Source organism: Wenzhouxiangella sp. XN79A, assembly GCF_012272825.1.
In the GTDB taxonomy this organism is placed as follows: Bacteria; Pseudomonadota; Gammaproteobacteria; order Xanthomonadales; family Wenzhouxiangellaceae.
In genome coordinates this window covers 177,083-202,158 of record NZ_JAAWWS010000145.1, presented here as the reverse complement: position 1 = coordinate 202,158, position 25,076 = coordinate 177,083, and the positions used below count along the sequence as shown (strand labels likewise).

The following is a 25,076-nucleotide window of genomic DNA, read 5'->3' as shown; positions in this document are numbered from 1 at the left end:
CTTCCTTGGGAAACGGGACGCAAGCCGCCAAAACTAACCGCGCCTTCCGCGATTTGCAACTCGAATGTCCGTCACTTGAACGCAGGTATTGCCACACCGCCTCGCAAAATCGGCGTAAACGATTGATTTTTACAATCGATCGAGCGCAATATAGGCGACGCACCGGGGAGCGGATCGACCAAACTTCCGCCGGGTTCGGCGGTCCTACACCAGATGATGGGACGTCCACCGCACAGATCGACCACGCTTCGCTGCGCCGCAGTCGCGCTGCTGCTGGCCGTGACGGTCGTTTCGCCGCTGGCCGCGCATTCGACCGGGCCGTTCACCGTTCCCGGCGCCGAGGCCCGGCCGCTTGCGGCGGCAGCGGGTGGCGAATCGGCGGCCTTCGATCCCGTCGTTGCCCGGGACCCGCGGCCCCGCCTCAGCGTCATGCTGGCCAACCCGGCCGACGACGCTGCGCTGGCAGCAACCGAGCCGGGCCCGGCATTCTCGTGGTCGCTGAACGCGTGGGAACTGAACACCGCCAGCCTCGCCCACGTCCGCTGCAGCCGGGCGACCCGACGACTGGAATCGTTCCTTGTCGAGGACTGCCGGATCATCGACCAGCCGCTGCCGGCCGATGCCGGGAGCCTGGTGCAGTTGCGCGGGCAGTGGGTGGCCGCGCCGGGCCTGCAGATCGGCGCCGGCGCCTTCGCCGGACGCGACCTGCCGGGCCAGGGGTTCCAGCCGCTGGCAATCGACGCGGTCGAGGCCGCGCTCGACCCCCGGATTCCGGTCAGCGAGACCGTCGAGGGCGTCAACATGAACATCAGCTTCGGGCTGCAGACCCGCCGCATCGGCGACCTGCTGCTCGACCTGCAGCTGGAGCGCTATCGCCGCTCCCAGGCCGACTACACTGCCGGTCTGGGCTTCACGCCGCTGATCGATGGCCAACTGCCCGCCAGCGGTCTGGACAGCGACGTCGAAACCGCCGGCCGCCTCGGCATCGGCTGGCAGCTCAATCGCTTCCGCGCCGACCTGACCGGCCAGTATCGCGAACTGCCGTACTGGCTCGGCGAGCAGGTCCGCGGCGAAGGCTTCTCCTCGTTCGACATCGAACTGTCGTGGCGCGCGCCGGCCAACGCATCGATCAGTGTCGGCGTCACCAACCTGCTCGACCAGCGGCCCGACGCCGCCGACGGCAGCGACACCGCGCTGGATGCATCGATCGATCGCATCTACGGCCGAATTCCCTACGTCCGGTACAAGCACGACCTGTAGAATGCCGGTTCGTCGCAGGCATCGAGAGTCCGGAATCCCATCGTGAAACGCTTCTTTCCCCTCGCAAAGATCGCAGCACTGGTCGCGTCGCTGGCTTCCGTCCCGGTCGTGGCCCAGGACAACATCGGGTTCTCCTCGCTGGAAGAGCGGATGACCGCCGCGGAGTTCCGCGCAACCGGTCTGGACAAGCTCTCCGACCAGGAGCTGGCGGCGCTCAACGAGTGGATCCGGATGCGCTCGCTGGCCGAACAGGAAGCGCTGGCGCTGGCCGAGCAGCAGCAACAGCGCAGCGGACCGGTGCCGATCGAGGACATGCCGGAAGAGCCGTTCGAGGCCAACCTCGTCGGACCGTTCGACGGCTGGAGCGGCAAGACCGAGTTCGTGCTCGACAACGGCATGGTCTGGCAGCAGACCGGCAACGACCGCTACCCCATGGCGCCGATGGAAAGTCCCAAGGTACTGATCCGGCCGGGCCTGTTCGGCGGCTGGACGTTGCAGATCGAGGGCTACAACAAGCGGACCAACGTCGAACGGATCCGCTGAGCAACCACCCGTCCGGACCCGGCCGATGCACGGCCGGGCCGCGCCTCAGGCACCGCCGCCCGATTCCGGGCGGCCGAAGAACTTCAGCCAGACCAGCCAGGCCCAGGACGCCAGGTAGGCGACCAGGCCGACACCGAGCAGCAGCGCCGCCGGCAGCGGCGCAGGCAGCCCCAGGCCCTGGGGCGCGGCGAACCACCACCACAGCATGCCGGCGACCACCAGCGTCATCGCGAGATAGGTGAAATTGCGCGCCCGGTAGGCGCGCGCGCGCCAGCGGCGAATCGCCAGCCGATCGCGCTCCTCGACGGTCAGCTCGCCGACCGCGGCGTGGCACGCGGGACAGGCCCTGGCCTTGGAGGACATGCGTGCCGAGCAGGCGGGGCAACGAATGATGGCCATGCAACGTCCGTAGTGGGAATCGGCGAACGATCATACCCGACCGGCCGGGTCCTCCGCGTCGCGCTCCATCGCATCGAGATCCGGATAGAAGGCCACCTCGACGATCAGGCCGGACCGATCCTCGCGATTCCGGAATTCGATCGTCCAGTCGTACAGGTCGCAGAGTCGCTTGACGATCGACAACCCCAGCCCGGAGCCCTTGCCACCGGCGCCGCTGCCGCGGAAGTGGCGATCGAAGACGTGCGGGAGCTCCTCGTCGGGAATGCCCGGACCGGTATCGACGATCCGGACCAGCCCCGCGGCGACCCGGATCTCGACCCGCCCTTCGTGCGTATAGCGAAGCGCATTCCCGAGCAGGTTGCCGAGCACGACCGCCAGCACGGCCTCGGGGGCAATCACGCTGAGCCGGGTCTCGTGCACGGCCTCGAGTTCGACCGGGCGACCTTCGATCAGCGGCCGGTAGTTCTCGACGAGCTGGTCGGCCACTTCGCCGACATCCTGCTTGGTTGCCTCGTCGCCCGAGCCGCGCTCGGCCCGGACCAGGTGCAGCAGCGCAGTGGTGATATCGGTCGACTGGCGGGCAGCGCGGGCGATCCGCAGCAGGCGCTGGCGGGTTCGTTCCGGGAGGTCCGGCTGGCCGAGCAACAGCTCGGTGGCCCCTGAGATCACGGCCAGCGGCGTGCGCAGCTCGTGCGACACGTCGGCGTTGAAGGCCTTGTCGCGCTCGACCAGGTCGTGCAGCTTCAGCGCGTACTCGTCGACCACGGCGGCCAGCTGACCCACCTCGTCGTCCGGGAAGTGCCGGGCCAGGTCGAGCGCGCCCTCGGTGCCCTCGAGCGCCTCGAGCCGACGGGCCAGGTTCGACACCGGCGCCATCACCCGCCCGGCCGACCACATGCCGAGCGCGAGCGACAGCAGCGAGAACAGCACCACCGCCCCACCCAGTGCCCACAGCAGGCGGCGGGCCAGCTCGCGATTCTCGGACACGTCGTAGGTCAGGAAGGCCCAGACGTCCGGATCCTTGCGAACGGCCGCCTTGTACACCTGTCCTTCGTCGCGCACGTCATGGACGCCGGTCGGCAGGTCGCGGAACGCCCCGGGCACGATCTCGGCTCGCCCGGGACGGGTGACGTAGCCCTGGATGCGCGAATAGAACGGCTCGACCAGGGACGGGTCCTCGCGGAATTCGGTGAGGTACTGGTCCAGCTCCTGCTCCAGGGTGCGCGCGATCAGCGCGTCCTCGAGCTGGCTCTGCATCAGCAGCACGGCGGCGGCGAACAGCACGCTGAGCAGCGTGCCGAACAGCACGAACGACGTGATGATCCGGCTCTTGAGCCTATGCCGGTAGTTCATCCGGGTCGACGAGGCTGTATCCGATGCCGTGCCGGGTGCGAATCATCGGCTTGTCGAACGGCTTGTCGATGGCCGCGCGCAGACCGTGGATGTGCACGCGCAGGCTGTCGCTGTCCGGCAGCTCCTCGCCCCAGACATGATGCTCGAGCTCCCGCCGGGTGACCACGGCCGGCGAGGCGGTCATCAACTTCTCCAGCAGCTTCAGGCCGATCGGGTTCAGGTCGATGCCGACGCCGGCGCGCGACACCGTGAGGGTCTGCAGGTCGAAATGCAGGTCGCCGACATCGAGTTCGCGCGGCGCGATCCGCTGGCCGCGCCGGGCCAGCACCTCGAGCCGGGCCTCGACCTCGCGCAGCTCGAACGGCTTGACCAGGTAATCGTCGGCGCCCGACTCGAACCCGGCCAGCTTGTCGTCGAGCTGATCTCGTGCGGTCAGCATCAGCACCGGGGTTTCCTTGCGGCCTTCCTCGCGCAGGCGACGACACAACTCGATGCCGTCCATGCCCGGAAGCTGCAGGTCGAGCACCATGGCGTCGAATTCATGGGACAGCGCCAGCCGGAGCCCGGTGACGCCGTCGAAGGCGTAATCGACTTCGTGACCGCGATCGCTGAGGTAATCGCCGAGGTTGGCGGCGATATCGCGATTGTCCTCGATGATCAGAATCCGCATGGCAGGCGCTCCTGGAGACGCACGGGTCGTGCCCGCATAAAAAAGCCCGGGCAGACAGCCCGGGCCGAAGAATGCCCCGTTTCCGTAATCACTAGCAGCGTCAGACCCGTCGTGCGACAGGAATGCTTCGACGACTACAGCGGAAGAATAGGCCAGGCCCGGTTAAGCCGTCGTTAAGGAACCGGCGCCCGTTTTCCGCCCCGTCAATCATGGTCGAGCAGGTCCACGTCGCGCAGGCGATGGGACAGCGACTCGGCATCGCCACCCTCGCTGAGCTTGACGGCCAACCGCACTTCATTGGCCGAATCGGCATGGCGCACCGCCTCGTCGTAGGAGATCAGGCCTTCCTGGTACAGGCTCAGCAGGCTCTGGTCGAAGGTCACCATGCCGTGGTGCGTGGAATCCTTCATCAGTTGCTTGAGTTCGTCGATCTTGCCCTTGCGGATCTTTTCCTGGACCAGCGGGCTGTTGAGCAGGATCTCCAGCGCGACGTGGCGGCGACTGCCGTCGATCGACGGAATCAGCTGCTGCGCGATGACCGCCTTGAGGTTGAAGCTCAGGTCGAGCAACACCTGCTGGTGGCGATCTTCCGGGAAGAAGTGCAGGATGCGATCCATCGCCTGGTTGGCGTTGTTGGCATGCAGCGTGGTCAGGCAGAGATGGCCCGTCTCGGCGAAGGTGATGGCGTGCTCCATCGCCTCGCGGGTCCGGACCTCGCCGATCAGGATCACGTCCGGTGCCTGGCGCAGGGTGTTGCGCAGCGCCACCTCGAACGAGTCGGTATCGATGCCCACCTCGCGCTGGGTCACGATACAGCGCCGGTGGCGATGGACGTACTCGATCGGATCCTCGATCGAGATGATGTGACCGCTGGAGTTCTCGTTGCGATGACCGATCATCGCCGCCAGCGTGGTCGACTTGCCGGTCCCGGTCGCGCCGACCATGACGATGATGCCGCGCTTGGTCATGGCCACGTCAGCCAGGCTGGGCGGCAGGTCCAGTTCCTCGAAGCTGGGGATGCGGGTCTCGATCCGGCGGCAGACCACGCCGATCGATCCGCGCTGGTAGAACGCGCTCATCCGGAACCGCGCGAAGCCTTCGATCGAGATCGCGTACTGCAGCTCTCGCTCGCGCTTGAACTCCTCGACCTGGTCTTCGTTCATCGTGCCGAGCACGATGCTGGTGGCCGCTTCCTTGCTCAAGGGCTCGCGGGTGACCGGTTTGATCTTGCCGTGCACCTTGATGCACGGCGGGGCACCCACGGTGACGAAGAGGTCGGACCCCTTTTCCTCGTGGAGCGTCTTCAGCCAGGTGTCGATCACGCTCATGGTGAACTCCGTCGTTGGGGGCGGCGCCGCCGCTCAGGCGAACGCCTGCTTGTCGACCGCCTTGCGGCGTGCCTCGGGCTTGGCCACCAGGCCGCGCTGGACCAGTTCGGTGAGGCTCTGGTCGAGCGTGGCCATGCCGACGTTCTGGCCGGTCTGGATGGCCGAATACATCTGGGCGACCTTGTCTTCGCGGATCAGGTTGCGGATGGCCGGCGTGGCGATCATGATCTCGTGCGCGGCCACCCGGCCGCCGCCGACCCGCTTGAGCAGGGTCTGCGAAATCACCGCGCGCAGCGATTCCGACAGCATCGAGCGCACCATCTCCTTTTCATCGCCGGGGAACACGTCGATGATGCGGTCGATGGTCTTGGCCGCCGACGAGGTATGCAGGGTGCCGAAGACCAGGTGGCCGGTCTCGGCGGCGGTCAGCGCCAGGCGGACGGTTTCGGTGTCGCGCAACTCGCCGACGAGGATGATGTCGGGATCCTCACGCAGCGCCGATCGAAGGGCCTGGTTGAAGCCCTTGGTGTCCTTGTGCACTTCGCGCTGGTTGATCAGGCACTTCTTCGAGGAATGGACGAATTCGATCGGGTCCTCGATGGTCAGGATGTGGCCGGCCACGTTCTTGTTCAGGTGATCGACCATTGCCGCCAGCGTGGTCGACTTGCCCGACCCGGTCGGGCCGGTGACCAGGATCAGCCCGCGCGGAACGTCGATGATGTCGCGGAACGACGACGGCGCCTGCAGGTCTTCCAGCGTCCAGATCTCGTTGGGGATCACGCGGAAGGCCGCGCCGGTGCCGCGGTCCTGGTGGTAGGCGTTGACGCGGAAACGCGCCAGGCCCGGCACCTTGTAGGAAAAGTCGACTTCCAGCTCGGCTTCGAAATCGCGCCGCTGATGATCGTTCATGACCGAATAGATCAGGTCGGCCATTTCCTTGGCCTCGATCGCCGGAACGTTGATCCGGTGGATATCGCCGTCGACCCGGATCATCGGCGGCAGGCCGGCCGAAAGGTGCAGGTCGGAGGCGTTGTTCTTGACGGTGAAAGCGAGCAGTTCGGTAATATCCATGACAAGCCCCGGGTTGTCGTTGGCCGGTGGGCCGCTGCCCGTCCGGTGGTACACGATTGCACAGGCTCCCGATCATACCCCAGCCTTACGCCACGACCAAATGCCCGAACATTCCCTCATCCAGACCCGATACGACGCGCTCCGCGAACGCCTGGCGTCGGCCTGCGCGACGGCCGGACGCGACCCCGGCGAGGTCGCCCTGCTGGCGGTCAGCAAGACCCGCGGCGCCGACGAGGTCGCCGCGCTGCACGCGCTGGGCCAGCGCGCCTTCGGCGAGAACTACGTCGATGAAGCCTGCGCCAAACAGGCTGCGCTGGCCGCGCTCGAGCCGGCCCCGGCGTGGCATTTCATCGGCCCGATCCAGTCGAACAAGACCCGTCGGATCGCCGAACGCTTCGACTGGGTGCACAGCATCGACCGGGCGAAGATCGCTCGCCGGCTGGCCGACCAGCGCCCGTCCGAGCGCGGCCCGCTGAACGTGCTGATCCAGGTCAATGTCGACGCAGAGGCGCAGAAAGCCGGCTGCCGCCCCGACGAGCTGGACGCGCTGGCCGACCGGGTGGCCGGACACGATGCGCTGGTGCTGCGCGGACTGATGGCGATTCCCGCGCCGCGCGACGATGCCGAGGCCATGCGGCCGGCCTTTGCCTGCTTGCGCGAGTGCTTCGAGGCGTTGGCCCGGCACCATCCTCGCCTCGACACCCTGTCGATGGGCATGTCGGACGATCTGGAGGCGGCGATCGCCGAGGGCGCCACACTGGTCCGGGTCGGCACCGCGCTGTTCGGTCCGCGCCCACCACGGCCCGCTGCCGACGGTGCCGTAGAATCGACGTCATGACCGCGCGCGCTTCCTCCGGACCCCACCCCGTCATCGCATTCATCGGCGCCGGCAACATGGCCCGGGCGCTGATCGGCGGCCTGCTCGACGGCGGGCACCCGGCCGAACGCCTGCGCGCGGCCGACCCCGGCCACGAGGCCCGCGACCGGGTGCGCTCGCTGGGCCCGCTCGAGGTGGCCGAAGACAATGCCGACGTGGTGGCCGGCGCCGACGTGGTGGTGCTCGCGGTCAAGCCGCAGGTCATCGATCCGGTGCTGCGCGAGCTGGCCGGCCTGCTGGCCGATCACGCGCTGGTCGTCAGCGTCGCCGCCGGCATCCCGACGGCACGCCTGCAGCGTGAACTGGGCGCGCCCCGTCCGGTGGTCCGGGCGATGCCGAACACGCCGGCGCTGCTCGGTCGCGGTGCCACCGGGCTGTACGCGGTGCCGGCCTGCAGCGACGCCCAGCGCGCGACGGGCCGATCGATCTTCGAGGCGGTCGGTGTGGTCGTCGAGGTCGAGGACGAAGCGCTGATGGACGTCGTCACCGCCGTTTCGGGCTCGGGACCGGCCTATTTCTTCGCGCTGGCCGAGGCGCTGGCCGAGGCTGGCGAAGCGGCCGGGCTTCCGCGCCGTGCGGCCCGGACGCTGGCCGACCACACGGCCGCCGGGGCCGGTGCGATGATGGCAACGGGCACCGACGATGCCGCGACGCTGCGCGAACGGGTCACCTCACCGGGCGGAACCACCGCCGCGGCGCTGGACCGGTTCGCCGCCGACGGGCTGGACCGGCTGGTCTTCAATGCGGTCGATGCGGCCATCCGGCGCGGCCGGGAACTCGGAAAGGACTCCTGATGGGCGGTTCGGTCAACAATGCCTTCGCGTTTCTCGTCGAGACGCTGTTCAGCCTGTACCTGGCTGCCCTGCTGCTGCGCGTGCTGCTCGAGGCGGTCGGTGCCGACTACTACAATCCGATCAGCCAGGTCCTGCTGAAGGTCACCGAGCCGCTGGTCGGGCCGCTGAGCCGCGTGGTTCCACGCTTCGGCCGCTTCAACACCGCCGCGGTGATCTGGATGCTGGTCCTGCAGGCCCTGGCGGTCTTCCTGGTGCTGACCCTGAACGGCTATTCGCTGCCGGTTCCCGAGCTGCTGGTCGTCTCGGTCCTGCGGCTGATCCGGCTGCTGCTGACCATGTACCTGGTGCTGATCCTGGCCGAGGTCATCCTGTCCTGGGTCGGCGGCGGCCTGCGTCACCCGATCATTCCGCTGATCTACCAGCTGACCCGCCCGGTTCTCGCGCCGATCCGCCGGGTGCTGCCGTCGCTGGGCGGCCTGGACCTGTCGCCGCTGGTCGCGCTGATCGGCATCCAGTTCCTGATGATCCTGATCGGCCTGCGCTGAACCGCCTTGCTTCGCGGCCGGCCCGGGGAGTAGCATCGAACGACGCCCGGCGCCGCGTCGGACCGACCCCGGCCGGTGCGCCGCGACGCCCACGACCGGTTTCACATTCGAGGAGTCCGTCATGCACAGCCTGTACGTTCCACGAGCCCCCGTCCGCGCACTGCTGCGGGCCGTCGCCGCGGCATTGCTGCTGGCCGCCGGTGCCGCACCGGCCCAGCAGGCCGAGCGCTTCGGCCCCTACGAAGTCCACTACAACGCGCTGAACACCAACCTGCTGACCCCGGAGGTCGCCCGGGCCTACGGCATCCAGCGTGCGGGCACCCGGGCGATGCTCAACGTCACGGTCCTGCACACCGAGGACAACCGGGCCGTGCCGGCCACGGTCACCGCCAGCGCGACCAACCTGACCAATCAGCGCCGCAGCATCGAGCTGCGCGAAGTCCGCGACCAGGAGGCGATCTACTACCTCGGCACCTTCCGGGTGACCGACGAGGAATGGATGAATTTCTCGATCGAGGTCCAGCCCGAGGGCCGGGTCGGCCCGCCGTTCACCTTCTCGTTCCGGCAGCAGTTCTACACCGACTGAAACCGCCGCGCCGCGCTCACTCCGGCGACGCGGCGTGCTTGCGCCGGATGAACTCGCGGTGCGGCACGCCGAGCAGGTCGGCCAGTCTCCGCACCAGGTGCTCCTCGTGATGGCCGAGCCGACCGTCGGCAAAGGCCACCCGCCACAGCCATTCGACCAGGTCGGCGCGCCGCTCGGCGTCCAGCGCCGCGCGCAGCTGATGGGTGAACTCGTGCAGCGAGACCGCGTCGTCGCGCAGCCGCTCGGCCTCGGCGATCAGGTCGGTCAGTTCGCCGTCGGGCAATTCGAAATGCTTGGCGATCGCGCGTTCGATGATCGCGCGCTCTGCGGCGTCGCCACCCTCGTCGGTCACCGCCATCTCCAGCAGCAGCACTGCCGCGGCGCGCGGCAGCGCCTGGGGGGCATCGTCCGGCTCCCGGCTGTGCAGGATATCGCGCAGGGTCTGGAGAAAATCGGCCATGGTCGAGGTCCGTTCGAGGCAGCAACGAGGACGGGCAAACCCGGCAAGGGCCCGTGGATCACCCGACAAGGCTACCATTCGGGCATGACGCCTGAACGAAGACAACGCATCGAGGCCACCGCCTGCAGCCGCCAGCACGACCTGACGGTGTTCATGGAGCGGGTCCACAAGCCGCACAATCTCGCCGCGGTGCTCCGGACCTGCGACGCGGTCGGCATCCAGCGTGCCCATGCCGTGCCCGGCAGCCACGGCCTGCCGTCGATCAATACCACCAGCCAGGGCGCCCAGCGCTGGATCGACCTCGAGCGCCACCCGGACACGGCGACCGCACTGGGCGCGCTCAAGGCCGCGGGATTCGCCTGCTACGCGGCCCACTTCTCCGAGCGCGCGGTGGACTTCCGGTCGGTCGACTACACCCGGCCCACGGCGCTGGTCCTCGGCACCGAGAAGTTCGGCGTCAGCGACGAGGCGCTGGCCCTGTGCGACGGCGAGGTCATCGTCCCGATGGCCGGCATGACGCAGTCGCTGAACGTCTCGGTGGCCGCCGCCGTCATCCTCTACGAAGCCCAGCGCCAGCGCGAAGTCGCCGGCCTGTACGCCCCGCGCGACCCGAAGGCCTCCCCGCAGAAGGAGCTGATCGAACGCTGGGTCGTCCGCGACCTCGCCCGCCGCAAGACGCCGGTCGAAGGCGAGGAATCAGGGACGAGGGACTAGGACGAGGCCACTCGAGCCGGCGCGGTCGGGGCACGAACACACTCGCCCCTCGCCCCTATCCCCTCGCGCCTAGGGATACAGCAACGTCTCCCGCCATTCGCCGTCGGTGGCGGTGAAGCAGATGCGCTCGTGCAGGCGGTATTCGCGGCCGTACCAGAATTCGACGCGGTGGGGATCGACGCGGAAGCCCGACCAGTGCGGCGGGCGAGGGATATCGTGCCCTTCGTATTCGGCCTCGATCGCGGCGACGCGGTCGAGCAGCTGCTGGCGCGATTCGAGTTCGCTGGACTGGAGCGAGGCCCAGGCGCCGATCCGGCTGCCGCGCGGGCGCGAGGCGAAGTAGTCGTCGGCCTCGGCGTCGGACACCGGGTGGGCGACGCCGTCGATCAGGACCTGCTCTTCGTGTTCGCGCCACCAGATCACCAGGCTGACGTTCGGGTTCTCGGCCAGCATCCGGCCCTTGCGGCTGCCGCGGTTGGTGTAGAACACGAAGCCGTCCTGGTCATGACCTTTGAGCAGTACCGTGCGCGCGGCCGGCCGGCCCTCGGCATCGGCCGTGGCCAGGGTCATCGCATTCGGTTCGAGCAGGCCGGCCTCGCGGGCGCGGCCGAAGCCGTCATCGAAGCGCTTCAGGATCCGGTCATTCAGTCGCATGCCAACAGGGCCTCGTAGCCGGCGCGGAAGTCCGGGTACTGTACCGCAAAGCCCGTCGCCTTCAGGCGCGCGGCCGAGACGCGCTTGCCCTGCCCGCCCGGCGCGCCGGGATCGGAAGACGGATCGGAAGACGGATCGGAAGACGGATCGGAAGCCGGATCGGAAGACGGATCGGGCGTCGGCCCCGGCGCGCCCAGTCGCTCGGCCAGCCAGCTCAGCACGTCCCAGCGCGGCGTCGGCGCGTCGTCGCTGGCCAGGTAGACCGGGTCGGGCTGGGCTAGGTGCAACAGGTGATCGAGCGCAGCCGCGCAGTCGTCGGCGTGGATCCGGTTGGTCCAGATCGGTGGTTCGCGGCGGCAGGCCACCCGCCCGGAGCGAACCCGCCGGATCAGCGCATCGCGCCCCGGTCCGTAGATGCCGGAAAACCGCAGCACGCAGCCGCCGGCCGCGCGGGCCAGCGATTCGGCCTGGAGCAGCACCTGCCCGTTGAATCGTTGCGGCGCGGTCTCGGCGTCCTCGTCGACCCACTCGCCGCCATCCTGGCCGTAGACCGCGGTACTGGAGACGAAGATGAGCCGGTCGGCGCGTACGTGATCGACCAGGTGACGGAAGCCATCGAGGTAGGTCCGGCGGTAGGCCGCCTCGTCCCGCGCACCGGGCGTGGCGGTGTAGATCACCGCGTTCCAGTCGCGCGGCAGCCGGTCCAGCGTGGCCGGCTCGGCAAGGTCGGCCGCGAACGGCACCAGCGTGCCGGGCAGCCGATCGACCGACCGGCGCAGGCCGGTGACCTGCCAGCCCGCGCCGAGCCGGCCGGCCAGCCGGACCCCGAGATCGCCGCAACCGGCGATCAGCAGGCGACCGCCCACGTCAGGCCGTGGCGGGGTCGGCGTCGGGTCCGTCCTTCGCCGACGGCGGCCCGCCCTTGTCCGGCGGCGGCAGCATGCGCAGCCAGATCAGCCAGACCACCAGCGCATCGAGGATGATCAGCGCCTGCCAGAGGTAGAGGTGGAACCAGTTGAACCAGGTCATGTTCCACTGGCCCATGTAGAACAGGCTGATGATGCGGACCAGGTTCAGCCCCTGGATGGCGACGAAACCGATCGCGAACCCGATCAGCTTGTTCTTCAGCGGCGCCGGAAACGCGAAGATCGCGGCGAACAGGATGATCAGCGCCTCGACGCCGTTGCAGCCCGGCTCGATGCTGACCGCGAAGCCGGTCTCGAGGTCGCGGATGACCTTGCCCATCGAGGCCACGCCGGAGTCGAACAGTTCGATCAGGTTGACCGAAATCCAGGCCAGGCCTGCGGTGAACGGCAGGATCACGTGTTCCTGGACGGGCTGCAGGACCTCGATGGTGAACAGCGAGACCAGCAGCACGATGAACAGGATGAAGAAGCGGACCATGAGCGGCCTTCCGGTCGAAAACGGGACCGATATGGTACCCGCAACCGCGTGCCCGTGCCGACGTCCTCAGCCCGCCCCCAGCACCGGCCGCAGCGCCTCGTCCCAGGCGCTGCGCTTGGCCGCCAGCGACACCGAGGCGTGGGCCGGCGAGGTCGACGGCAGGCGGAATCGCGGCAGCGCGCGCGCCGCCGCGTCCAGCGTCGGCAGCACCCGGCGCTGGTAGTCCTGCGCGGCGCGCCCGCCGTTGAGCAGCACCCGCTCGATCCGCGGGCAGGCAAGCAACAGGCCGGCCAGGTCGTTGGCTTCGATCGAAGCCGGGTCGATCCGGCTGTCGAGGCTGCCGGAGCGACGACAGCGGCCGATCACGTCCCACAGCGCGATACCGTGAGCGCGCAGCGCGTCGATCCGTTCGGCATAGGCCGCCTCCGGCGCAACGCCGGTCCATGCGCCGAGGATCGTCCAGAACGCGTTGCGCGGATGGGCGTAGTAGCGGGCCTCGTCCAGCGACCGGACGCCGGGCATGCTGCCGAGGATCAGCACACGCGCGTCGGGGCCGGCCACCGGGGCCAGGCCCTGCAGCAGGTCATCGGCGAGCGTCGGCGTGCCGGGCATCGAAGTACTGTAGCATTCCGATCATCCGGCCCATTCCTTTTCCTTACCCGTCCCATGCCCGACAACATCTTCCTGATCGGTCCGATGGGCTCGGGCAAGACAACGCTGGGCCGGCGCCTGGCGGCCGCGCTCGACCGCGAGTTCATCGATCTCGACGAGGAACTCGAACGGCGCTGCGGCGTCGAGGTGGCCATGATCTTCGAGATCGAAGGCGAAGCCGGCTTCCGCGAGCGCGAGCACGCGCTGCTGGCCGAGGTGGCCGAAGGCCGCGGTCGGGTCGTGGCCACCGGCGGCGGTTCGGTGCTGCGCGAGGACAACCGGAAACTGCTGCGCGCCCACGGGCTCGTGGTCTGGCTCGATGCCAGCGTGGCCCAGCAGATCAAGCGGCTGGAACGCGATCGCCGGCGACCGCTGCTGGCCACGCCGGACCGCCGCGAGCGCCTGGAGCGAATGGCCGAACAGCGCAACCCGATCTACGCCGGGCTGGCCGATGTCGTGTTCGAATCGCGCAACCTGCCGCTGCCACGCATGGCCAAGGCACTGGAACAGACCCTGAAGGACCACTGGGCGGAAAACGATGTCCACTCTTGAACTCGACCACGCCGGCGGCACCTGCACCATCGAATGCCGGCCCGGCCTGCTGGACGATCGCGAGGCCTTCGCCGGCGCGGTCGGCGGCGAGGTACTGATCGTCACCGATCGACACGTCGCGGCGCACTACCTCGAACGCGTCGAACGCACGCTGGCCGCCCACCGCCCCGGCACACTGATCCTGCCGCCGGGCGAGCCGGCCAAGACGCTGGCGAACTGGCAGCGGGTGATCGACGCGCTGGTCGAACGCGGCGCCCAGCGCGACGCGACCGTGATCGCGCTCGGCGGCGGGGTGATCGGTGACCTGGCCGGCTTTGCCGCGGCCAGCTACATGCGCGGCATCCGGGTCGTCCAGGTACCGACCACGCTGCTGGCCCAGGTCGACGCCTCGATCGGCGGCAAGACCGGGGTCAACCTGCCGGCCGGCAAGAACCTGGTCGGCGCCTTCCACCAGCCGGCGCGGGTGCTGATCGATCCGACCACGCTGGCCACGCTCGACGGCCGCGAATTCCGCGCCGGGCTGGCCGAGGTGGTCAAGTACGGCGCGATCCGCGATGCCGACTTCCTCGATGCGCTCGAGGCCGAAGCACCGGCACTGCTCGATCGCCAGGCCGAGCCGCTGACCCGGGCGATCCTGCGCGCGGCCCGGCACAAGGTCGAGGTCGTGGCCGCCGACGAACGCGAGGCCGGCCAGCGCGCGCTGCTGAACTTCGGCCACACCTTCGGCCATGCGCTGGAGGCCGAAACCGGCTACACCCGCTTCCTGCACGGCGAGGCGGTGGCCGTCGGCATGGCCCAGGCGGTCCGCCTCGGCGCCCGGCTCGGCGATCTCGCCGAAGCCGATGCCGAGCGACTGATTGCGCTGCTCCAGCGGTTGGAGCTCCCGACCCGGCGCCCCGACGACGTCGCGCCCGAGGCGCTGGCGGCCCGGATGCGGCTGGACAAGAAGAACCGCGACGGCCGGGTGCGCCTGGTCCTGCTCGACGCGCTCGGCCAGGCCCGGGTGCGCGACGACGTTGCCCCCGAACGGATCCTGGAGGTCCTTCACGCATGACCGAATCGACCCACTCGCCCCGCCACGACAGCCGGTTCCTGAAGGCCCTGCGCCGCGAACCGGTCGACCGCACCCCGATCTGGCTGATGCGCCAGGCCGGGCGCTACCTGCCCGAGTACCGCGCCGTGCGCGCCAGGGCCGGCGACTTCCTGACCCTGGCCGGCACCCCGGAGCTGGCCTGCGAAGTCACCCTGCAGCCGATCCGCCGCTACGATTTCGATGCCGCGATCCTGTTTTCCGACATTCTGATCCTGCCGCACGAAATGGGCCTGGGGCTGCACTTCGTCACCGGCGAAGGGCCGCGCTTCCACCGGCCGCTGGACTCGGTGGCCGCGATCGACAAGCTGCCGCGCCCGGACCCGAACGACGCCACCGGCTACGTCATGGACGCGGTCCGGATGATCCGTCGCGAACTGCCGGCCAGCACGCCGCTGATCGGCTTCGCCGGCAGCCCGTGGACCGTGGCCACCTACATGATCGAGGGCGGCAGCAGCAAGACCTTTTCCCGGGCCAAGCGGCTGCTGCTGCAGCACCCGGAGGCCGCCGAGCGACTGATGACCCACCTGGCCGAATCCACCGCCGACTACCTGGTCGCCCAGGTCGCCGCCGGCGCCGATGCCTTGATGGTGTTCGACAGCTGGGGCGGCGCGCTGTCGCCGGAGCTGTTCCGGCGCTTCTCGCTGAACAGCATGGCGCGGATCGTCGAGCGGGTTCGGGCCGAGTGCCCGGCCACGCCGATCATCCTGTTCGCCAAGGGCTGCGGCAGCCAGCTCGAAGCGCTGGCCGACACCGGCTGCACCGCCCTGGGCGTGGACTGGACGACCTCGCTGGCCGACGCCCGGGCGCGGGTCGGCGACCGGGTCGCGCTCCAGGGCAATCTCGACCCCACCGTGCTGACCACCCGGCCCGACGTGATCGCCGCGGAGACCGAGAAGGTGCTGGCCGACTTCGGCGACGGCCCCGGCCACGTGTTCAACCTGGGCCACGGCATCACGCCGGACGTCGATCCGGAGCATGTGCAGGTGCTGGTCGACACGGTGCGTCGGGCAAGCGAACGCCCGACCGCCTGAAGCGCAACGCGAGCAGCGCGCCGATCAGGCGCGACTCGTTCAGCGGCGCACGCAGCCACGCCTCCTCGGCCTCGGGCTCGGCCGACAGGCACAGTCGCGCGCATCCGGCCCGGCGGGCCGCGGCGATCGGCGCCGGATCGGCCACTCCGGCCGGCCCGTGGATCAGAACATCGATACAGCGCCAGTCGGGCGGCGAGTCCGGCAGGTCGACCAGGCAGAAGCCCCAGCAACGCGCCAACCAGCCCAGCACACGAAGCTCGGGCGCCGGCAGATCGGCGGCCACCCGCAGACCGGCCAGTGCGGCAATCCCGGTGCGCGGCTCGGCGCGCGGCGGCAGAACGGGCCATTCGACGATGAAGCGCGTCCCGCCGAAGCGGCGGGTCTCGACGCGCAGCTCACCGCCGGTCACCGCCACCAGGCGCCGGCAGATCGCAAGCCCCAGACCGGCGCCGCCGACCCGGCGGGTCAGCGCCGACTCGAGTTGTTCGAACGGGCGGAACAACCGGTCGCGCTCCTCGAGCGGAATGCCGGGCCCGGTATCGGACACCGAGCAGACCAGCCAGCCGTCCCGGCCGCGCCGGGCCTCGAGGTCGATCCCGCCGGAGTCGGTGAACTTGATCGCATTGCTCAGCAGGTTGCCCAGCACCTGGGCCATCCGGCCCTCGTCGCCGACGCCAGCGGCGGGGAGTTCCGGATGCAGGCGCAGCCGCAGCGCGACGCCCTTGGAATGCGCATTCGGCGCGTGCAGGTCGACGACCCGCTCGAGCATCGGCACCAGCTCGAACGGCACCTGCTCGGGGCTCAACGCACCCGCCTCGATCCGGGACAGGTCCAGTGAGTCGTCGAGCAGTTGCCGCAGCTGGTCGGTCGATCGCGTCAGGGTCTGGACGATCTCGGCCTGCTCGGGCGCCAGGTCGGTTTCCCGAAGCAGCGAGAGCATGCCGCCGAGGGCGTGCAGGGGCGTGCGGATCTCGTGGCTGACGGTGGCGATGAACTCCGACTTGGCGGCGCTGGCATCGGCCGCCTCCTCGGCCAGTTGACGGCCCTGGACCAGCAGCATGGAGTGTTCGAGCAGCTGGCCGGCCGTGGCGCGGAGCAGCCCCAGCCGGGCCCGGACGTTCGGCGGCATCGGTGGATCGGGCTCGACGAGCCGGAGCTCGGCCAGTTCACCGGCGTCGCCGCACAGCAAAGCGACCCGCGCCGGTCCGGCGTCGGGCATGCCGTGCACGACCGGCGGCAGCCCGGCCAGCGTCGGATGGCGAAACCTCAGTTCGACCCAGCGCGCGCGGGTCAGCTGAGCGACCAGGTCGACCACGGCTTCGCCCAGCGCGCGCGGCTCCAGGCTTCGCGTCAGGCGACCGAGCGCGCGACGCTGGGCATCGACGAGTTCACGCTGGTTGCGCGATCGCTCTCGAAGCTGCAGACGCTCCCGGCGACGGCGAACGCCGGCCAGGCCGATCGCGAACAGGCCCAGCGCGGCAACGGCATAGCCGAGCCAGGCCATGCGACTGCGCCACGGCGGCGGCGCGATCACCACGTCCACGGCATCGCCGGTGCCGTTCCAGAGACCGGCTGCGTTGGCCGCCTGGATCTCGAAGCGGTATCGTCCGGGCGCCAGGTTGCCGTAATAGCGCCGATCGGTGGCTTCGACCTCGGACCATTCCGGATCCCATCCGTGCAGCCGCATCCGGACGCGGTTGCGCGCCGGGTTGAGAAACGACAGCGTGGCAAAGCCGAATTCGATCGAGGTTTCGGTCCAGTCCAGCTCGATCCGATGCGGCTGCTCGGGGCGAAGCTGCCACCGACGATCGCCGGCGCGCACGGTAGTCAGATGCACCGGAGGCGGCCGCAGCGCACGGTCGATGCGCGAAGGATCGACGATCAGCACTCCGTCCTGGCTGGCCGCCGCGAAACGCCCACCGGCCAGCGGCGCGGCCGCATCCGACACGAAGCGCATGGCCGGAAGGCCCTCGCGCTCGGAAAACACCCGAAACGCCCCGGCATGCGGATCCAGTCGCGCCAGACCCGTGGTGATCAACAGCCAGATCGATTCGTCGCCGGGCAGCAGACGCTGGATCCGGCCGGGCGGTAGACCGTTGCCCGCCACGAAGCGCTGCCCGACCTCCGGTGCCTCGCCCCGCAGCACGAAGCGCTGCAGTTCCGAGTCGCTGGCCAGCCAGAGTTCGCCGGCGTGGAACAGCCAGCTGTGGTTCGAAGCCCGGTCGCGAACCTGAATGAACTCGAAATCCCCCGAAGCTGCCAGCCGGGCGATCGTCCGCGTCCCCAGCCACCACCAGCGACCGTCCGGACCACGCTGTACGTCGAGCAGCCGTGATTCAAGGGCCCGCGCTTCGACGATGCCGTCAATCCCGTCGGAGCGCCGGCCCGAACCGACCGCCCAGCGCTGGCGAACCCGGCCGTCGGCATCGATACGAAGCAGTTCGTCCTGGGTGCCCAACCAGTACTGCCCCTCCCCCGCCGGCCGAATGAACCGGAACATCGCGCTGCGCTGTGGCGGAGGCACGATCTGCTGACGCTCGACCCGGCCAAGGTCGGGTTCATAGCGCAGCAGCTCGTAGTCGGTCAGAACACGCAGTCCGTCCGGTCCGACAACGACATCGCGCAGATCCCCTTCGTCGGTGAGGTCGTTGCGTGCATGCAGCTGCCCGAGGCTGCCGTCTTCGGCCAGCCTGCGCAGGCCGCGCTTCGGGTCGAGCAGCCAGAGCCCACCGGCGCCGTCCGGCTCGATGGCGCTGAGGTGCAGCAGACGGTCCTCGCCGGTGCCGAGCGGGAGGTTGCGGAAGCCGCGCCAGCCCGGCGAGAGGCGGGCGATTCCCCGGCCGTTGGTGCCGATCCAGACGCCGCCTTCGGAATCCACGCGGAGCGCAGGCACCATCAGGCCGCGGATGAAATCGCCCCGGACCGACTCGCTCCGCGCATGCAGCACGACGTCCGGCGCCGGCGCGTCCGGCGCCCAGCGCGAAATGCGGTCGGCCTCGGCCAGCCACTGGCTGCCGTCTTCGGCGACCGCCAGCGCGGTAACCGTCTTGCGGGTCTCGGCCCATGCGGTCGGCATCCAGCCCTGCGGGCCGCGCTCGAAGCGATGCACCCCGTGGATGCCGGCCGTCACCAGCCCGCTGTCGCCGAGCCAGTCGAAGGCCAGCGCCGGGCGCGGCGGCACGGGCGAGCCGTCGGCCGCGGTGACCGGCTCGAAGCGCATGGCCGAATCCGGCTCGGCCCGGTAGAGCGACCCGACCGTCAGCAACCAGAGTCCGCAGCCGGGACCGACGCGAATCTCGAGGTTGAATTCGTCATCGGGGATGCCGGCCCGTCCGGCCGGAAACGACTCGACCGCGCCGCTCCCCGGGTCGACCCGGGCCACACCGCCGCGCGCGAAGGCCAGCCAGATCGCGCCGTCGCAGCCTTGAGCGATCGACCAGATGTACCGGCCCTCGAGCGGCCCGCCGGCCGCGCTCGTGGCCCAGTGTCGGGTCACTTCGAGATCATCGATCCGGACCAGGCCCTGGTCCGAAATGCCGGCCCAGAGGCTGCCGTCGTCGGCCGCGAGCAGGCTCATGATGTTGTTGCCCGGCAGCGAGTCCGGCTGCTCGGGATCGTGCCGGAATACCCGCAGGCGCTGTCCCTCGTGTCGAACCAGCCCACCGCGGGTTCCGATCCACAGATACCCGTAGCGGTCCTGGACGATCGCCTCGACCGACTCGCTCGGCAGACCGTCGGCCGCGTTCAGAAACGACACCGCCGGTTGCGCGACGACGGCCTCGGCGCCATCGGTATCAAGCGCGTGCACCGACGAGACGCAGCCGACCAGCGCGGCGGCCACAAGCCAGACGCGTATACTTCGCATGGTTCCCATTCCCAACGCCTGTGTCCGAGGATACCCAAACGCCAGCGCGCATTCCAGAGAGCGGCCGTCACCCGACCATGTCCGAGCACGATCTTCCCGAATTCCAGATTGCCCCCGCCTTCGCCGTCCCGCTGGTGTTCTGCCACCTGAAGGACCACCAGGCGATGCACGACGAGCTCAAGGCGTTGTTCGCGCGGGTCGAGGCCGAAGGCGACCGGTTCCGCAACCCGGATCCGTTCGTCGCCCGCAACGAGGCGCTGTACGAAAGCAATTTCACACTGTTCGAATGGCAACAGCCCTGCGTGCAGCAGCTGCGGCAGTTCTGTCTGCAGAACCTGTACCGGGCGATCGGCGAGCTGAACGGCTACGACACCGCGATGCTGCAGCGGATGCACATCGCGACCGAATCATGGTTCCACACCACGCGCCAGGGCGGTTTCTTCGGCGCGCACAACCACCCGATGCACTCCTGGTCGGGCGTGTACTGCGTCCAGCACGACGGCGACGACCCGGAAAGCAACAGCGGCCGACTGACCTTCATCAACCCGCTGGCCACGGCGACGACCTTCATCGACACCGCGATCGCCAAGCTCAAGCCGCCCTACAGCTACGGCATGCGGCGCTATCGCCTGGTGCCGGGCCAGCTGGTGCTGTTCCCGTCCTGGCTGCTGCACGAAGTCATGCCCTACGAGGGCAACACGCAGCGGATCACCGTGGCCTTCAATGCCCGCTTCAAGCTGGCCGGCGCCCAGCCGGCGCAGGTGCCGCACGCCTGAGGTCCCGACCCGGCCACCCTTCGCCTGCAAGCAGCCTCCAACAGGCCCTCGTTCGAGCACCGCGTGAGAATCGCGTGTTGGAGGGCGCTTGCGCGCGAATCGGTCGTGGATCAATCGCGACCGGGGTCGTCGGGCTTCGAGAACAGCAGCCGATGCCCGACGGCGTGGGTACCGCGATAGGTCAGCGGGCCGTGTTCGTCGAGCGCCAGGCCGGCCTGCTCGAAGTGTCCGGCAAAGCGCTCCGGTGATTCGAGCAGGCGGTGCACGCCGAGCATCTGATCGAGCCGGGAGCGGCCGTCCTCGAGCTGCACTACGGCGTCGATGACTGCAGCGCGCTGGGCCTGGAGCCGGGCAGCCTGCCAGCGAGCGACCTGGCCGGTCAGGCCCAGAACGTAGCCGAACAGGGGCGAGCCCGAAGCGTCCGGACGGCCACGAATCACGGCGTCGATCCGGGCCAGGGCCCGGACGAAGCCTTCGGCACCCAGAGAGCCGGACCGCCATTCGCGAGCGCGCTGGAACAGGCCGCTGTCGGCCAGCACTTCGTACTGCTCCAGCTCCTGCTGCATGGTCGCCCGCATCGCGCTGTCGGTGGCGTGGGTCACCAACGCCATTCGCCCGCCGGGCTTCAGCAGCCGCGCGCACTGCCGGGCCGCCGGCTCGGGCTCGCAGTATTCGATGCCGTACTGGCTGACGATCAGGTCCTGGCTGGCATCATCCAGCGCAACGGCCTCGAACGGCTGATTGCCGACGAAACCAATCGTGTCGATGTACTTGGCCAGGGCGGGAAAGCGCTGTCGGATCCGCTGCGGCTGGATGTCGGCCAGATCGACGGCCGTGATCGTCGCGGTCTGCCCCATGGCCGCCAGGCCTTCGGCCACCAGCAGCGCCACCGCCCCATTACCGGTGCACACATCGAGCACCCGCCCTCCATCGGGAACGTCTGCACAGCGGCCATGCCAGAACGATCGGATCTCCCCATCGTAGTTGGCACGGAAATCCTCCGGCAGCGACGTCAGCGCGCCGCTGGCCCAGTACCGGCTCCAGCTGCGGCGGCGAAAATCGTCGTCGGGGGCGTGCATGGAATCGGTGTCATCGTCAAGAGCGGGCGGTTGGTGAGGATAGCAAGGTGGGGCGAGGGGAGGTCCAGTTTTCGGTTTTTTAGTTCACGGGTGCGGCGTTTCAGGCGTCCGTGCTCGGCGTTCGGCGGCCAGGGTCGAGGGCTGCAGATGGAGTGCGGTTCTTCTCCCTCGGGTCTGCAGGGGTTGACCTTCATCCGCGTTTGTCTGTGAACGAAAGAGGTTTCGGGTTGAAGGTTTCAGGTTTCAGGTTTCAGGTTTCAGGTTTCAGTTGTTGGTTGTTGGTTGTTGGTTGCTGTTCACTGTTCACTGTTCACCGTTCACCGTTCACCGCTCCCCTTTTCCTGCTTTTCTCGGCGATGGGTTCGACTGTGGGAGGGCGGATTCCGCGCGAACCGGGCGGGCCGCCCTTGGCCTGCACGCTGCCTCCAACAGGCCATCGATCGAGCGTAGTGGGCTGAGGATCTGCGAGAAACGCTTTTCCGGTTGCCGGTTTCGGGATCGGGACTTCACCCGCCCCTGTCCCCTCTTCCCTCGCCCTTGTCCAGAAAAAGAAACGGCCCGGAAGGCCGGGCCGTTTCATGGTGCTGCTTCAAGCCGTGTCAAACGGCCAAGCGGGGCTTAGAAGCTCTGCTTGTACCGCACGTACGGGATACGGCCGTAGCCGTCGTACAGGCTGAAGTTGAAGCCGCGGCCTTCACCCGGATCCAGGACCGGATCCTTGTTGGCGACGTTGTCGACACCAACGGTGATCTGACCGTTCCACGGCGTGTACCAGTTGGCCTGGAGGTCGTGCGTGGTCCAGCTCGGCAGACCGTCCAGGTTCGGATCCAGCGCGTCGTTCTGGTCATCGATGTAGTTCATGACCCAGGCGAACGCGAAGTCACCGATCCGGTACTCGGTGTTCAGGGCTGCACGCCAGCGCGGCAGACCGGCATCACCGGCGACGTTGGCACCGCTGTCGACTTCGAACGTGGCCGTGTAGGTACCCTGAGCATCGACGCGCAGGCTGCCCAGCTCGCCGAAGTTCCAGTTACCACGCAGGTTCACGTCGAAACCTTCGGTGTCGATCGTACCCAGCGACGCGAAACCGCGCTGCAGGTAGACGATCTGGCCGGTGTCCGGGTTACGCGCGACACCCAGGCCCTGGCCGACGGTTTCGTTCGGCGGCGACAGGCTCGGATCCAGGTTGGACAGGCCCGGCGGGCAGTTCTGCGACGTGCCGTTCAGGCAGTTGATGATCTGCTGGGCACCGATGGCCGCAACGCGGTTGGTGACCTCGATCTTCCACCAGTCCACGGAACCGGACAGCCAGTCGAACGGCTCGAAGGCCGCACCGATGTTGAACTGCTCGGAGTCTTCGGCGTCCAGATTCGGGTTCGAGATGACGAACGCGGTGATCTGGGTTTCGCAACCCGGCTGCTGGCCGAAGGCCACACAGGTCGGATCGTCGATGACCGAATCAGCGGAGAACGACGGACGGGCCGACAGGATGTCCAGGGTCGGGGCACGGAAGCCCTCACCCCACGACGCGCGCAGCGTCAGGATGTCCAGCGGCTGGTAGCGCAGGGCCAGTTTCGGGGACGTGGCATCGCCGAAGTCGCTGTAATCGTCGTAACGCAGCGCACCGGACAGCTCCAGGTTGTCCAGGATCGGCACCAGGACCTCGGCGAAGACCGCCGTCAGGTCACGACCGCCGGAGGCGGAGTTACCGGCCGAACCGGTGATGTTGCCGTTGGCCTGCAGGTCGTCGTAGATGTCGCGGTAGTCTTCTTCGCGATACTCGGCACCGAACGCGAGGCCGACCGTGCCGGCCGGCACGTCGAACAGGTCGGTGGCGGCGTTCGCGTAGAACTCCTTGGCCAGGTAGTTCGCGTCACGACCGATGGTCGAGGTGAACGACTGCAGAATGTCCTGCGGAACGTTGAACGGGTCGTAGATGTTGTAGTTACCGTTCGTGATCTGCGGCTGCGCCAGCGCGGACACGATGTAGTTCCGGCCGATTTCGGTGTACTGCGACTCGGTGCGGCGCATGCCGAACTCGACGTCGAAGTTGCCGATACGGCCCTGGGCACCCAGGTCGACGTCATACAGCTGTGCGTCGGTCGACGTGTCGCGCGGACCGTTGGCCGCGAAGCGGTGGGTCAGCAGGACGATGTCGTCGGCCACACCCTGGTAGGTGTCGAAGAACGGGTTCAGACCGCCAGCGCTCGGCGGGGTGGCCGGATGGTTCGGCGTGCCCGGCTCGAGAACGATGGCACCGAAGCCACCGACCAGCCACGGCGAGGACGGCACCGGCGCATAACGGCCGAAGGTCTTCACGCGGTTGACCTGAGCGTTCATGAACACGCTCCAGTCGGCGTTGATGTCGTAGCGCGAACGGGTGAACAGCGACTCGTTGCGGGTCGCGGCTTCGTCGGCGGACTGCAGCGTGAAGTCGTAGAAGCAGAAGCCACCGTCGAGCACGAAGCCCGGACCGTTACAGCCGGCAACGTTGCCCGGACCGCCGTTCGGTCCCTGGCCGCCGAGGAAGCTGAAGCCCGAGGTCAGGAAGTTGTTCGAGAAGATCGACGCGCCGCCCTGCGACCAGGGCCTGTCGCGAGCGAACACGATGTCGCGTTCGTCGTAGGAGACACCGACCATGATCTGGCCGCGGTCGCCGGACACGCCGAAGATGGCCGAGGCTTCTTCGCGGTCACCGCCCGGACGCTTCGGATCCGAAGTGCCCCAGGTCAGCTCGACGCCGGTGAAGTCCTTGCGGGTGATGATGTTGATCACACCACCGATGGCGTCGGAACCGTAGATGGCCGATGCACCGTCGGACAGGATTTCGATGCGCTCGACGGCGGCCAGCGGGATGGAGTTCAGGTCCTGGCCTGCGCCGACGTTCGGCGCGACCGGTGCGCGCTTGCCGTCGATCAGGACCAGCGTACGACCCGAGCCCAGGGCACGCAGCGAAACGCCGGCGAACGACTGAGCGGACGAGCCGGACTGCGGACGGAACGAACCGGCGCTGTTGAACGGGGTGTCACGAAGCAGGTCGGCGACCGAGGTCTTGCCCGAGAACTCGATCTGCTCGCGGTCGATGACCGTGACCGGCAGCGCGCCTTCGATGTCGGTGCGCTTGATGCGCGAACCCGTCACCTCAACGCGATCGAGGTCTGCTGCTTCTTCGTCCTGGGCGAAAGCCGGGGCGGCCGTCACTGCCAGGCCGGCAACCACGCCCGCGCCGAGCGCGTAGTGGATTGCCGCAGCAAGTGGATTACGAATGTCTTTCATCTAAGACTCTCCATTTTGTCTTGATTTATCGCTTTCGATACTAGTATCGACGGCATGTCGATGGACTGCACTACGGCCGCCCCCGACCCCGGCGG

At 68.6% G+C, this 25,076-nt stretch carries 24 protein-coding genes; 11 read left to right on the top strand and 13 right to left on the bottom strand.

All coding sequences use genetic code 11. From position 1 onward, the window contains the following. Positions 1-213: 213 nt before the first annotated feature. Both HFP89_RS07660 and HFP89_RS07655 read left to right on the top strand, forming a co-directional pair. Positions 214-1,260: a TonB-dependent receptor gene (locus tag HFP89_RS07660; RefSeq protein ID WP_168717052.1), complete on the top strand. Its 1,047-nt coding sequence runs from the start codon at positions 214-216 to the stop codon at positions 1,258-1,260. A gap of 42 nt (positions 1,261-1,302) precedes the next feature. After that, positions 1,303-1,803 (top strand): hypothetical protein, encoded by a 501-nt coding sequence (locus tag HFP89_RS07655; protein WP_168717051.1) that lies wholly within the window; start codon positions 1,303-1,305, stop codon positions 1,801-1,803. Positions 1,804-1,848: 45 nt separating this feature from the next. Here HFP89_RS07655 and HFP89_RS07650 read toward each other — a convergent pair whose 3' ends face one another. The 5 genes from HFP89_RS07650 to HFP89_RS07630 form a co-directional block, all read right to left on the bottom strand. Further along, positions 1,849-2,202, bottom strand: a complete 354-nt coding sequence (locus HFP89_RS07650) for a hypothetical protein (protein WP_168717050.1) — start codon at positions 2,200-2,202, stop codon at positions 1,849-1,851. Positions 2,203-2,232: 30 nt separating this feature from the next. Then, on the bottom strand, positions 2,233-3,555 hold the full coding sequence (locus HFP89_RS07645) for a HAMP domain-containing sensor histidine kinase (protein ID WP_168717049.1): 1,323 nt from the start codon (positions 3,553-3,555) through the stop codon (positions 2,233-2,235). Continuing rightward, positions 3,539-4,225 carry a response regulator transcription factor gene (locus HFP89_RS07640; protein ID WP_168717048.1) on the bottom strand — a complete coding sequence of 229 codons (687 nt, stop codon included), beginning with the start codon at positions 4,223-4,225 and terminating at the stop codon, positions 3,539-3,541. Before HFP89_RS07640 ends, HFP89_RS07645 begins: the two co-directional genes overlap by 17 nt. Before the next feature lie 203 nt (positions 4,226-4,428). Then, complete coding sequence (locus HFP89_RS07635) at positions 4,429-5,553, bottom strand: PilT/PilU family type 4a pilus ATPase (RefSeq protein ID WP_168717047.1); 1,125 nt, start codon at positions 5,551-5,553, stop codon at positions 4,429-4,431. Positions 5,554-5,586: 33 nt separating this feature from the next. Next, positions 5,587-6,624: a type IV pilus twitching motility protein PilT gene (locus HFP89_RS07630; RefSeq protein ID WP_168717125.1), complete on the bottom strand. Its 1,038-nt coding sequence runs from the start codon at positions 6,622-6,624 to the stop codon at positions 5,587-5,589. Between the two features lie 100 nt (positions 6,625-6,724). Here HFP89_RS07630 and HFP89_RS07625 point away from each other — a divergent pair, with 100 nt between their 5' ends. The 4 genes from HFP89_RS07625 to HFP89_RS07610 all read left to right on the top strand — a co-directional run bounded on the left by HFP89_RS07625 (position 6,725) and on the right by HFP89_RS07610 (position 9,426). After that, entirely contained in the window at positions 6,725-7,462 is a 738-nt protein-coding gene (locus tag HFP89_RS07625) for a YggS family pyridoxal phosphate-dependent enzyme (protein ID WP_168717046.1), read from the top strand. Then, positions 7,459-8,295 carry a pyrroline-5-carboxylate reductase gene (gene proC, locus HFP89_RS07620; protein WP_168717045.1) on the top strand — a complete coding sequence of 279 codons (837 nt, stop codon included), beginning with the start codon at positions 7,459-7,461 and terminating at the stop codon, positions 8,293-8,295. Before HFP89_RS07625 ends, proC begins: the two co-directional genes overlap by 4 nt. After that, positions 8,295-8,840, top strand: a complete 546-nt coding sequence (locus HFP89_RS07615; RefSeq protein ID WP_168717044.1) for a YggT family protein — start codon at positions 8,295-8,297, stop codon at positions 8,838-8,840. Before proC ends, HFP89_RS07615 begins: the two co-directional genes overlap by 1 nt. Before the next feature lie 121 nt (positions 8,841-8,961). Further along, positions 8,962-9,426, top strand: a complete 465-nt coding sequence (locus HFP89_RS07610) for a DUF4426 domain-containing protein (RefSeq protein WP_168717043.1) — start codon at positions 8,962-8,964, stop codon at positions 9,424-9,426. Between the two features lie 16 nt (positions 9,427-9,442). Here HFP89_RS07610 and HFP89_RS07605 read toward each other — a convergent pair whose 3' ends face one another. Then, entirely contained in the window at positions 9,443-9,886 is a 444-nt protein-coding gene (locus HFP89_RS07605) for a TerB family tellurite resistance protein (protein ID WP_168717042.1), read from the bottom strand. A gap of 84 nt (positions 9,887-9,970) precedes the next feature. Between HFP89_RS07605 and trmH the strand changes: the two genes are divergently transcribed. Further along, positions 9,971-10,600: a tRNA (guanosine(18)-2'-O)-methyltransferase TrmH gene (trmH, locus tag HFP89_RS07600; RefSeq protein ID WP_168717041.1), complete on the top strand. Its 630-nt coding sequence runs from the start codon at positions 9,971-9,973 to the stop codon at positions 10,598-10,600. 69 nt (positions 10,601-10,669) lie between these two features. On the opposite strand, the gene pdxH is transcribed toward trmH, so the two are convergent. From pdxH to HFP89_RS07580, 4 genes are all read right to left on the bottom strand, one after another. After that, positions 10,670-11,254 carry a pyridoxamine 5'-phosphate oxidase gene (gene pdxH, locus HFP89_RS07595; RefSeq protein WP_168717040.1) on the bottom strand — a complete coding sequence of 195 codons (585 nt, stop codon included), beginning with the start codon at positions 11,252-11,254 and terminating at the stop codon, positions 10,670-10,672. Next, positions 11,245-12,120 (bottom strand): SDR family oxidoreductase, encoded by an 876-nt coding sequence (locus HFP89_RS07590; RefSeq protein WP_168717039.1) that lies wholly within the window; start codon positions 12,118-12,120, stop codon positions 11,245-11,247. Before HFP89_RS07590 ends, pdxH begins: the two co-directional genes overlap by 10 nt. A gap of 1 nt (position 12,121) precedes the next feature. Continuing rightward, positions 12,122-12,658: an exosortase H gene (gene xrtH / locus HFP89_RS07585; protein ID WP_168717038.1), complete on the bottom strand. Its 537-nt coding sequence runs from the start codon at positions 12,656-12,658 to the stop codon at positions 12,122-12,124. A gap of 66 nt (positions 12,659-12,724) precedes the next feature. Further along, positions 12,725-13,270, bottom strand: coding sequence for a DNA-deoxyinosine glycosylase (locus HFP89_RS07580; RefSeq protein WP_168717037.1), 546 nt, complete (start codon positions 13,268-13,270; stop codon positions 12,725-12,727). 54 nt (positions 13,271-13,324) lie between these two features. Here HFP89_RS07580 and HFP89_RS07575 point away from each other — a divergent pair, with 54 nt between their 5' ends. From HFP89_RS07575 to hemE, 3 genes are read left to right on the top strand one after another with little or no spacing between them, the layout of a single operon-like run. Continuing rightward, on the top strand, positions 13,325-13,861 hold the full coding sequence (locus tag HFP89_RS07575; protein ID WP_168717036.1) for a shikimate kinase: 537 nt from the start codon (positions 13,325-13,327) through the stop codon (positions 13,859-13,861). Further along, a complete protein-coding gene (aroB, locus tag HFP89_RS07570; RefSeq protein WP_168717035.1) occupies positions 13,848-14,915 on the top strand; it encodes a 3-dehydroquinate synthase in 1,068 nt (355 codons plus the stop codon). The genes HFP89_RS07575 and aroB overlap by 14 nt, the downstream gene beginning before the upstream one ends. Then, on the top strand, positions 14,912-15,985 hold the full coding sequence (gene hemE / locus HFP89_RS07565; RefSeq protein WP_168717034.1) for a uroporphyrinogen decarboxylase: 1,074 nt from the start codon (positions 14,912-14,914) through the stop codon (positions 15,983-15,985). Before aroB ends, hemE begins: the two co-directional genes overlap by 4 nt. On the opposite strand, the gene HFP89_RS07560 is transcribed toward hemE, so the two are convergent. Beyond that, positions 15,906-19,850, bottom strand: a complete 3,945-nt coding sequence (locus tag HFP89_RS07560) for an ATP-binding protein (RefSeq protein ID WP_168717033.1) — start codon at positions 19,848-19,850, stop codon at positions 15,906-15,908. The two genes, hemE and HFP89_RS07560, sit on opposite strands and share 80 nt — an antisense overlap. A gap of 77 nt (positions 19,851-19,927) precedes the next feature. On the opposite strand from HFP89_RS07560, the gene HFP89_RS07555 reads away from it, so the two are divergent. Then, positions 19,928-20,626, top strand: coding sequence for a putative 2OG-Fe(II) oxygenase (locus HFP89_RS07555; protein ID WP_168717032.1), 699 nt, complete (start codon positions 19,928-19,930; stop codon positions 20,624-20,626). A 110-nt stretch (positions 20,627-20,736) separates the two neighbouring features. On the opposite strand, the gene HFP89_RS07550 is transcribed toward HFP89_RS07555, so the two are convergent. Both HFP89_RS07550 and HFP89_RS07545 read right to left on the bottom strand, forming a co-directional pair. Next, positions 20,737-21,705, bottom strand: a complete 969-nt coding sequence (locus HFP89_RS07550; protein WP_168717031.1) for a class I SAM-dependent methyltransferase — start codon at positions 21,703-21,705, stop codon at positions 20,737-20,739. Between the two features lie 618 nt (positions 21,706-22,323). Next, positions 22,324-24,981: a TonB-dependent receptor gene (locus HFP89_RS07545; protein ID WP_168717030.1), complete on the bottom strand. Its 2,658-nt coding sequence runs from the start codon at positions 24,979-24,981 to the stop codon at positions 22,324-22,326. Between the last annotated feature and the right edge of the window lie 95 nt (positions 24,982-25,076).